The sequence below is a fragment of the Myxococcus sp. CA005 genome, assembly GCF_006518205.1.
GTDB classification, from domain to species: domain Bacteria; phylum Myxococcota; class Myxococcia; order Myxococcales; family Myxococcaceae; genus Myxococcus; species Myxococcus xanthus.
The window spans coordinates 12,830-22,993 of record NZ_SRLV01000029.1 but is presented as its reverse complement, the minus strand read 5'-3'; the positions used below and the strand labels follow the sequence as shown (position 1 = coordinate 22,993).

Genomic DNA, 10,164 nt, shown 5'->3' with positions numbered 1-10,164 from the left:
CTACCGGACGGAGGAACCCTGTGTCCGCCCTGGCGTCTGGGGCTGGTGATGCGCAGTGGACGAAGCAAGTGCCTGCGGGTCCCCAGGCGAGTTGCTGGGCGGGCGGCCGCTGCGGACATTGATTCCGTGGTCGGGCCGGGAAGGTGGTGGGTGATGGGTGCTTGGAAGCAGACGGTGGCGGCGCTGGTCAGCGCGGTGAGCATGGTGGGCTGTGCGGGGAACGTGATGGAGGCGGAGCCGGTGGCGCTTCGCTCGGGCGTGGCGGAGCTGGTGGCGCCGAACGGACGGAACCTGAATGGCCGCAACCTGAATGGCCGCAACCTGAACACCCCCGAGCTGGGACAGCTGCTCGTGTCCGTGGACCTGGCGGGCGCCCGCATCGCGGAGGAGGTTCTCGGCGAGGTGCGGCTGGAGGGCAGCGTCTTCCACGGCGTCGCCTCCAGCGGCCCGGTGTCCGGCCAGTCCTTCCTGGGCGCGCGCTTCATCGGCAACCTGAGCAGTGGTGACACCGTGGAGCTGCGCGTTGACGGCATCGAGCCTGGAGCGGGCGCGGACGCGGACGTCTGGGCGTACCTCGTCTCCTACTACGACGCGGCGGATGCCCTCTGGAAGCCCGCGTGCGCGGCGGCGGACGGCTCCGCGCTGAGCGCCATTCCCGTGGCGGGCCGGTGGGACTACCGCCAGGGCGTGGCGGGCGGCGGCGCGAAGGTGGATGACGCCGCGCGCTTCACCTTCGCCTGTGAGGGGGCGGCCATCGCCAAATGCGTGCGCTTCGGCTACCGGCCTTGGGGCACCACGGCGGACGGCTTGAGTCTGGCGGACCACCACCAGGCGTGCACGCGCATGGTGCGCGCGGACTTCTGCGGCGACGGCACGTCGCACACCACGGATGGCCAGTGGGTGAACCTTCATGACGGCGTGAACGTGCAGACGGATACGGAGGCGTGGCTACACGAAGCCGAGTGGGACGCCGACGGTGCGCGCTGCTTCACGCAGACGACGCGCGCGGCACAGGCCGTGAGCTGCCCGGGGCAGACGCAGCTCACCCAATGCGGCAAGTGGGCCCACTTCCAGGCCGGCACGCTCATCATGAGCGAGGTCCCTCCCGCGCAGTAGGCGCCGTCCGCCTGGCGTGCCTGAGAAGGCTCGCCAGCCCGTCAGCCCGGCCTGCTTGCTGGCGGTGGGCCTTGTTGCCCTCGGCTACCGGGGGCAGGGGGCCGACACCATGGTTAGCCGGCTCGCCGTGGGGGGCGGGGATGGGAGACGCGCTGTGAGACGGGCTCGAATACGACAGGTCTTCGGCGGAACCTCGGCGGGGATTCTGATGGGGCTCTGCGCCCTGTCCGGTTGCCGGAAGGGTGAGGACGCAGCGCCCGCGCCTCGACAAGAGGAGCTGGAGATGACGCTGGGCCAGGAGAACGTGGCCCGCGCCGAGGTGCGGCAGTTGCGCTCCGGTCCTGGCATCTCCGGCAACCTGCAGGCGCGCACGGCGGCGGCGGTGCGCGCGGAAGTGGGCGGCACCATCCTCGACATCAAGGCCCAGCAGGGCCAGGTGGTGAAGAAGGGCGAGGAGCTGGCGCGCATCGAGGACGTCACGCTGAAGGACCAGCTCATCGCGGCGTCGGCGGCGGTCCGCACGGCCCGAAGCGCGCTCCAGGTAGCCGAGGCCGAGCAGGAGCGCGCCACGAGGCTGTCCAAGGCGGGCGTCATCACCCAGCGCGACTTCGAACGGGCGGAGCTCTCCGTGGAGCAGGCCAAGGGGCAGCTCGCGGAGGCGCGCTCCCGGCATGCCCTGGCGCAGGAGCAGCTCAACCGCGCGCGCGTCGTGGCGCCCTTCGCGGGCGTGGTGAGCGAGCGGCAGGCCAGCGCGGGTGACGTCGTCCAGCCCAGCGCGCCGCTCTTCACGGTGGTGGACCCGCGCACGTTGCGCCTGGAGGCCTCCGTGCCCGCCGCGCAGCTCGAACAGGTGAAGGTGGACACGCCGGTGGAGTTCCACGTGACGGGCTATGGGGACCGCGCCTTCCGCGGCACGGTGGAGCGCATCAACCCGGTGGTGGACCCGGCCACCGGCCAGGTCCGCATCTACGTGGCCATTCCCAACACGGACCTCCAATTGCTGGCCGGCCTCTTCGCGGAGGGGCGCGTGGCCTCGAAGGGTACGCAGGCGGTCGCGATTCCCATCGACGCCATCGACGACACGGGGACCGAGCCCGCCGTGCTGCGCATCCAGGAAGGGCGCGCGCAGCGGGTGAACGTCAGATTGGGCCTGCGCGACGAGGTGGCGCGGCAGGTCGAGGTCCGCTCCGGTCTGGAGGACGGCGACGTGGTGCTGCTGGGCGCCGCGCGGAGCGAGGTGGCGGAGGGCGGGCGCGTGAAGGTGTCGTCCCCACGGCCGGACTCGAAGCCCGTGGAGGAGGCGGGGCCCGGTGTTGGCGGCTCGGAGGCGCCGCCGCCCCCGTCGTCGGGAGCGAGGCAGCCCACTCCGCGGCCCGCGTCCACGCAACCCCCGGCGGAGGACGCTGCGCCGTCCCACTAATGCTCCAAGCCTGGAGTCACGTCCGTGTTCATCTCATACTTCGCCATCAAGCGGCCCATCATCACCATCAATTCGATGCTGGCGCTGGTGGTCTTTGGCCTTGTGTCGCTGGGACTCCTGGAGACCGACGAGTTCCCCGACGTCCAGCCCCCGGTGGTGAGCGTCACCATCGTCTATCCAGGCGCTTCACCCGAGACGGTGGAGCGGGAAATCCTCGAGCCCATCGAGGACGCCATCTTCGCCATCAGCGGCGTGGACCCGAAGGAGACGACGTCCATCGCCACCGACGGCCTGGCGTCCTTCACGGTGTTCTTCGACTTCGAGAAGGACATCCAGGAAGCGACGCAAGACATCCGGGACGCCATCTCCAGCAAGCGCGCGGACCTGCCACAGGAGATGGAGGAGCCCATCCTCACGCGCTTCGACCCGGCGGACCAGCCCATCGTGTCGCTAACGCTCACCTCGGAAGGACTGGACGTCGCGGCGCTGTCGCTGGTGGCGGACCCGACGGTGGTGGGCGAGCTGCGCTCGGTGCCCGGCGTCGCCCAGGCGGAAGTCGTCGGTGACGTGGCGCGGGAGATGACGGTGCAGCTCAAGCCGGAGGCGCTCCAGGCCGCGGGCTTGTCGGTGGCGGAGGTGGTGGCGGCGCTCCAGGCGCAGAACCTGGCGGCGCCGGTGGGCCGCATCAACGCGCCGCTGACGGAGGAGTCCATCCGCCTCAAGGGCCGACTGGAGAAGGTGGAGGACTTCCGGACCATGGTGGTGGCCTCGCGCAACGGTCGGGCCATCCGCCTGGAGCAGGTGGCGGATGTCTTCGTCGGCGCCGAGGAGCCGCGCACACTGGCACTCTTCAACGGCGCCCAGGCGGTGGGCATCGACGTGCTCAAGGCCCGTGGCTACAGCACCACCGAGGTCGCGGACGCGGTGCGTGAGCGGGTGCACGCGCTCCAGCAGCGGCTCCCCGCGGGCGTGAAGCTCGAAATCGTGCGCGACGCCGGCGTCCGCGTGGAGAACGCCGTGCACAACGTGCAGTCCGCGCTGGTGGAAGGCGCGCTGCTCACGGTGCTGGTCGTCTTCGTCTTTCTCAACTCGTGGCGCTCCACCGTCATCACCGGCCTGGCGTTGCCGGTGAGCGTGCTGGCGTCCTTCATCAGCGTGTGGGCCTTCGGCTTCACGCTCAACACCATGTCGCTCTTGGGCCTGACGCTGGCCATCGGCATTCTCATCGACGACGCCATCGTCGTGCGAGAGAACATCGTCCGCCACGTGGAGATGGGGAAGGACCACTACACGGCGTCGCGCGAGGGCACCTCGGAAATCGGTCTCGCGGTTTCGGCGACCACCTTCTCCATCGTCGCCGTATTCGTGCCTGTGGCCTTCATGTACGGCGTGGCCGGCCAGTGGTTCAAGCCCTTCGCCCTCACCATCGCCTGCGCGGTGCTGGTGTCGCTGTTCGTGTCCTTCTCGCTGGACCCGATGCTGAGCGCGTACTGGCCGGAGCCGCCCAGGAAGCAGAACCCGGGCTTCATCACCCGGACGCTGAATCGCTTCAACGCCTGGTTCGACCGGCAGGCGGAGCGCTACAAGCACGTCATCGCCTGGGCGCTGGACCACCGGCTGGTGATGGTGCTGGTGGCGGTGGGCTCGCTGGTGGGCGCGCTGGTGCTCCAGGGCACCGTGGGCGGCGCCGGCTTCGTGCCGGTGAGCGACCGCGCGGAGGTGGAGCTGTTGGTGGAGACGCCCCCAGGCTCCAGCCTGGAGTACACGCGGCGCAAGGTGGACGAGGTGACGCGTACCCTGCGCGCCCACCCGGAGGTGGACTACACCTACGCGACCATCGGCGTGCCCCTGGCGCTCAGCGCGCCCGGCGTGGACCAGGCCCTGGTGTACGTGCGGCTCAAGCCGAAGGCGGAGCGCGACATGAGCCAGGACGCATTGGGCGTCCAGTTCCGCGAGGAGATGAAGCGCATCGGCGGTGCCACCGTCTCCGTCTTCACCTCGGGCTTCGGTGGGGCCTTCAAGCAGCTCCAGTACGAGCTGCGCGGTCCGGACCAGCGGGTGCTCACGCAGCTAGCGCAGCAGGTCCAGAAGGAAGTGGAGCAGGTAGCCGGCGCGGTGGACGTGGGCCTGTCCACGCGAGGGCAGAAGCCGGAGCTGGAGGTGGAGCTAAACCGCGGGCTCGCCGGACAGTTGGGCGTGACGGTGGGGCAGGTGGCCCAGGTGCTGCGGCCGGCCTTCGCGGGCCTGGACGTGGGGGACTGGGTGGACCCCATCGGGGAGACGCGAGACGTCATGGTGCGGCTGGCTCCGGGTGCGCGTGACAACCCCAATGACTTGTCGCAGTTGCCCATCTCCGTAGGCGCGGCGAGCGGGCCGCCCCGGCTGGTGCCGCTGGGGCAGGTGGCGGACATCCGTCAAACGTTGGGTCCGGCGCAGGTAACGCACTTGAACCGTGAGCGCGTCATCAACGTCCAGGCGAACGTGCAGGGGCGCTCGTTGTCGGAGGTGGGCGCGGACATCGAGAAGCGGCTGGACGGCGTGAAGCTGCCGCCGGGCTACATGCTGACGACGGGCGGCGAGTCCGCGGACCAGGCCGAGGTGTTCATGCGCGTGTTCATCGCGCTCGGCATGGCGCTGATGCTGATGTACCTCATCCTGGTCATCCAGTTCGGCTCCTTCCTGGACCCGCTGGCCATCCTCATCTCGCTGCCGCTGTCGCTCATCGGCGTGGTGCTGGCGCTGCTCATCACCGGTGACACGCTCAACCTCATGAGCCTCATCGGCATCATGCTGCTGATGGGAATCGTCGCGAAGAACGCCATCCTCCTCATCGACTTCGCCAAGTGGTCGCACGAGAAGGGCATGCCTCTGCGCGAGGCGCTCATCGAAGCGGGCCGCATCCGTCTGCGCCCCATCATCATGACGACCTTCGCGCTGGTGGCGGGCATGGTGCCGGTGGCCATCGGCGCGGGTGAGGGCGGCGACTTCCGCGCGCCGCTGGGACGCGCGGTGATTGGCGGCACGCTGACGTCCACGCTGCTGACACTGCTGGTGATTCCCACGGTGTACGAAATCCTGGTGGACGGCCGGACATGGTCCACGCGCATGCTGCGCAAGCTCTTCCGGATGAAGCCTCCCGAACAGCGGCCTCACGTTCCGGGCGGAGGCGGCGGCCGTGGAGAGCCCCGGCCCGCCCCTCAGGCGCGGCACGATTGAGGGCTCGGCAACGAACGGGCGGGTTCGGGACGACAGGACGGTTGGCGCATCGCACCAGGGGCCGTAGGGTCAGCCCCTTCCGCCATGTCTCGCGCCTTGCTGCCTGAAAATCACCACCGACTCGTCACCGAAGCCCTGGCCGCGCTCGACGTCCGCAACTGGGTGCTCAGCATCCACGACCCGAGTTTCCCCAGCCTTCCAGATGAGGACACGGGCTGGGGCTCGCCGTACTCGGAAGGGGCGGCGCGCTTCCTCGCGTTCGCCCGGGAGCTGGGCTTCAACGGCATCCAACTGGGGCCGCAGGGGCAGGTGACGGAGTTCAACGCCTCGCCGTATGACGGCACGCTCTTCTCGCGAAACCTCCTCAACGTGGCGCTCGCGCCGCTGGAGGCCCCCGAGCCCTGGGGCGCGCTGTTGCCACCGGGCCGGGTGGCGCAGCTCGCCGCCAGCCGCCCTTCGGCGCTGCCCCCCGGGGAGCGCTTCCGTCACGCCTTCCGCGTGCAGACCACCCTGCTGAACGAAGCGTGGCGCACCTTCCAAAAGAAGCGTGCGGCGCCGGACGCCGCTCCGTCCATTCGGGCACTGGCTTCGCGCTTCGACACCTTTCGTCAGCAGCACCGGGCCTGGCTGGTGCGGGATGCCCTCTTCGACGTGCTGTGCGAGGAGAAGCGCGAACCGGACTGGCGGCGCTGGGCGGACTCGCTGGACGGGCGATTGTGGAACCCCCGTCCAGAGGAGGAAGCGGCGGCCGTCGCGCGCCTGACGCAACTGGAGCTGCGCTACGCGGACACGCTGGAGCGCTACGCCTTCTGTCAGTTCCTGGTTCATGCGCAGCACCACGGCCTGCGCGAGCGCGTGGGCGCATGGCGGTTGAAGCTGTACGGCGACCTCCAGATTGGCCTGTCGCCGCGCGACGCGTGGGCATGGCAGGGCCTCTTCCTGCGCACCTACCTCATGGGCGCGCCGCCCAGCAGGACGAACCCGGACGGCCAGCCGTGGAACTATCCGGTGATGGACCCGGAGCAGTACTTCGAACCGGACGACGCCGGGACGAACGCCGGGAGCCGCAATGGGCCCGTGCTGCGCTTCATGAACGCGCGCATGGACAAGATGCTCGGTGAATACGACGGGCTGCGGCTGGACCATCCGCACGGGCTGGTGTGCCCGTGGGTGTACCGCGCGGACCTGCCGGACGCGCTGTGGTCCGTACAACATGGCGCGCGGCTCTTCTCGTCACCGGACCTGCCGGACCACCCGGAGCTGGCGCACTTCGCGCTCGTGCGCCCGGAGCAGGTGGACCGCGCCGTGCCGCGCTACGCGGACCGCTGGGTGAAGGACCTCACGCCCGAACAGGTGCGCCGCTACAGCGTCCTCTTCGACACGGTGGTGGAGGCGTCCCGGCGCAACGGGCGGCAAGTGGGTGACTTGCTCGCGGAGGTGCTCAGCACGCTGCCGTACCCGTTGGAGCGCGTGCTGGCGCAGTACGGCCTGGGCCGCTTCCGCGTGACGCAGAAGGCGGACCTGCACAACCCGTCGGACGTGTACCGCAGTGAGAACGTGGGCCTGGAGGACTGGGTGATGGTGGGCAACCACGACACGAAGTCCCTGTGGCGCCTGGTGGCGGACTGGCAATGGAAGGGCACGCTGCACGCTCAGGCGGAGTACCTGGCCGCGCGCTTGTGCCCCGAGCCCTCGGAGCGCGAGGCCTTCGCGCGCGAGCTGTCCACGAGCCCGGGACGGTTGGCGCAGGCGAAGGTGGCGGACCTGTTCGCCAGCCGCGCGCGCAACGTGATGATGTTCTTCACCGACCTGCTCGGGATGCCGGAGACGTACAACGCACCTGGCACGGTGGATGAGCGCAACTGGTCCCTGCGCGTGCCCCAGGACTGGGCGCGGGAGTACCGCGAGCGGTTGAAGGGAGACGCCGCGGTGAACCTGCCCGCGGCGCTCGCCATGGCGCTGCGGGCGCAGGGTGCTCCGGCGCGCGCGCGGCACCAGCGCTTGCTGGAAGGACTGGACACGCTGGCCCGCGAGCTGCGGGCCGGGTGACGCGTGGGCCCTCAGTGCTTCACGTCCACCACGAGGCGAGTGGGGTCGCGCAGCTCCATGACGCGGAAGTCGGTGGGGGCCTTGTTTCCCAGCACCCACGTCACCTCGGCCTCGAAGTCACACGTGCGCACCAGCTCCAGCAAGGTGGGCAGCTTGGGCTTCATCTCCAGCGCGGCCACGGTGGCCCGGCCCTGGTCGTCATGGCCACGCGCGGGTGTCAGCATGACTTGGAGGAAGCCCTTGCCGGCCAGCGGCGTCTCGTCCCCGGAGCCACACTGGATGATGGGCTTGTCCACGTACTGGAGCTGGTAGCCGGGGACCTGCGGCCCGTCGAACTCGAACACCACGCGGTCGAAGTCGGCATGTGTGCCAGCGCGCACCGAGCGCAGCGTCACCGACTGGGCCGGGCGCCGCTTCATCGACACCGGGGTGGTGGTCCACTCGCGGTTCTTCGGGTCCTCGGCGGGAGCGTCTCCCGTGGGGGCGTCCGAAGGCGGCTCTGTCTCACTTGGAGGCGCGCCGGCCACTTCCTCATCACCCATGGAGGCCGTGTGCACGGGTGGCTTGGCGGCGGCCTCGCCTTCGCGGGGAATGGTGCCCAGGGGCGGCGAGGTGGGCGGCGCTTGGACCTCGGGCTGGGGCTGCGCGCCGGTGGGCGCCGCGGTGGGTTCCTCCTTCTTGGAGCACCCGGCGAACGCCAGACACCCGGCCAACCACAGCGACGTCATCCTGCGTCCGGACCGCGTCATCATTCCCCTCCTGCCAGGGCCTGCGAGTTCGGGACTGCGGCCCCTCGTCTCGCACGGGCGGCGGCCCGGGGGCCAGTGTCACGAAGGGAAAGCGGGCAAAGATAACACCCGTGGACGGCCCCGGGAGCGCTGGAAATTTCCACGGAGGACCGGTTGCCCCGGAGGGCCACCGTCACCACGAATGGATGACACAGGACGGTGGGGCCGCGACTATCGTCCGCGCCGCAAGTCGTCCGCGCGGCCCCCGAACGCGCACGAACCGGAGAGCATGCTCCCATGGCCCCCCTCGACCTGACCTCTCTTCCCCGCCCCTCCAAGGACGACGCCACCGTGGGAACGATGGCGCGTGGCATCGTCGGCAGCGAAATCCTCCGCATCGCGGCGGAGATTCGCGAGCGGATCGCCAAGGGCCAGAAGGTGTGCAACCTCACCGTGGGCGACTTCAACCCGCGCGAGTTCCCCATCCCCGACCCGCTGCGGGAGCACATCACCGCCGCGCTCCAGGCGGGCGAGACGAACTACCCGCCGGCGGATGGCGTGCTGGAGCTTCGTCAGGCCGTGCAGCGCTTCTATGAGCGCTCGCTGGGTCTGAAGTACCCGCTGGAGGGCATCGTCATCGCGGGAGGCGCGCGGCCCATCATCTACGGCACGTACCGCAGCGTGCTGGATGCAGGGGAGACGGTCGTCTACCCGGTGCCTTCGTGGAACAACAACCACTACGCGCACATGATGGACGCGAAGAGCGCGGTGGTGGTGACGGACGCCGCGCGGGGCTTCATGCCCACCGTGGAGCAATTGGCGCCGCACCTGGGCGCCGCGCGTCTCTTGTGCCTGTGCAGCCCGCTCAACCCCACCGGCACCATGATTGAGCCGGATGCGCTGGGCGCCATCTGCGAGCGCGTCGTCGCGGAGAACCGCGAGCGCGAGAAGCAGGGCCGCAAGCCGCTCATCCTCATGTACGACCAGATTTACTGGGTGCTGAGCTTCGGCGCGGCCAGACACGTCACGCCGGTGTCGCTGGTGCCGGAGGTGGCGCCGTACACGGTGTTCGTGGATGGCATCTCCAAGGCCTTCGCCGCCACGGGCGTGCGCGTGGGCTGGGGCGTGGGGCCGCCGACCATCATCGCTCGTATGCGGGACGTGCTCGGCCACGTGGGCGCCTGGGCCCCCAAGGCGGAGCAGGTCGCGGTGGCGCGCTACCTCGACGACACGGCGGCGACGGAGACCTTCCTGGAGGGGATGCGCAAGTCCGTGGAAGCGCGGCTGGAGGCCTTGCACAAGGGGTTCACGCGCATGCGCGAGGCGGGGCTGCCGGTGCAGCACATCGCGCCCCAGGGCGCCATCTACCTGTCGGTGCGCTTCGACCTGGTGGGCAAGGGGGGCCTGCGCTCCAACAATGACATCCGCAAGCTCCTGCTGGAGAAGGCGAACCTGGGCGTGGTGCCCTTCCAGGCCTTCGGACTGGACGCGGACACGGGCTGGTTCCGCCTGTCGGTGGGGGCCACGTCGGTGAAGGAAATCGAGGAGGCGCTGCCCCGGGTGGAGGCGGCGCTCCGTGAGGTCCTCTCTTCCGGCGCGTAATCCTTGCGACATCTTCCCGCCGCGCTCGTTCCA

6 protein-coding genes are annotated in these 10,164 nt (G+C 69.9%); 5 read left to right on the top strand and 1 reads right to left on the bottom strand.

Annotated features, from left to right (window positions below; genetic code table 11):
• Window positions 1-45: 45 nt before the first annotated feature.
• The 4 genes from FMQ63_RS15150 (at window position 46) to FMQ63_RS15135 (ending at window position 7,801) form a co-directional block, all read left to right on the top strand.
• Window positions 46-1,116 carry an ADYC domain-containing protein gene (locus FMQ63_RS15150; RefSeq protein WP_011550658.1) on the top strand — a complete coding sequence of 357 codons (1,071 nt, stop codon included), beginning with the start codon at window positions 46-48 and terminating at the stop codon, window positions 1,114-1,116.
• Between the two features lie 208 nt (window positions 1,117-1,324).
• A complete protein-coding gene (locus FMQ63_RS15145; RefSeq protein WP_216609234.1) occupies window positions 1,325-2,536 on the top strand; it encodes an efflux RND transporter periplasmic adaptor subunit in 1,212 nt (403 codons plus the stop codon).
• Between the two features lie 24 nt (window positions 2,537-2,560).
• Complete coding sequence (locus FMQ63_RS15140; protein WP_011550660.1) at window positions 2,561-5,752, top strand: efflux RND transporter permease subunit; 3,192 nt, start codon at window positions 2,561-2,563, stop codon at window positions 5,750-5,752.
• Window positions 5,753-5,836: 84 nt separating this feature from the next.
• Window positions 5,837-7,801: a 4-alpha-glucanotransferase gene (locus FMQ63_RS15135; RefSeq protein WP_011550661.1), complete on the top strand. Its 1,965-nt coding sequence runs from the start codon at window positions 5,837-5,839 to the stop codon at window positions 7,799-7,801.
• A gap of 11 nt (window positions 7,802-7,812) precedes the next feature.
• Here the strand turns inward: FMQ63_RS15135 and FMQ63_RS15130 are convergent, their stop codons facing one another.
• Window positions 7,813-8,553 carry a hypothetical protein gene (locus FMQ63_RS15130; RefSeq protein ID WP_011550662.1) on the bottom strand — a complete coding sequence of 247 codons (741 nt, stop codon included), beginning with the start codon at window positions 8,551-8,553 and terminating at the stop codon, window positions 7,813-7,815.
• Window positions 8,554-8,826: 273 nt separating this feature from the next.
• Between FMQ63_RS15130 and FMQ63_RS15125 the strand changes: the two genes are divergently transcribed.
• Complete coding sequence (locus FMQ63_RS15125) at window positions 8,827-10,131, top strand: pyridoxal phosphate-dependent aminotransferase (protein ID WP_011550663.1); 1,305 nt, start codon at window positions 8,827-8,829, stop codon at window positions 10,129-10,131.
• Window positions 10,132-10,164 lie beyond the last annotated feature (33 nt).

Excerpts from the sequence above, each read along its gene's own strand:
- FMQ63_RS15145 (WP_216609234.1), top strand. The coding sequence starts at position 1,325 with ATGGGGCTCTGCGCCCTGTCCGGTTGCCGGAAGGGTGAGGACGCAGCG.
- FMQ63_RS15135 (WP_011550661.1), top strand. The coding sequence starts at position 5,837 with ATGTCTCGCGCCTTGCTGCCTGAAAATCACCACCGACTCGTCACCGAA.
- FMQ63_RS15130 (WP_011550662.1), bottom strand. The coding sequence starts at position 8,553 with ATGATGACGCGGTCCGGACGCAGGATGACGTCGCTGTGGTTGGCCGGG.
- FMQ63_RS15125 (WP_011550663.1), top strand. The coding sequence starts at position 8,827 with ATGGCCCCCCTCGACCTGACCTCTCTTCCCCGCCCCTCCAAGGACGAC.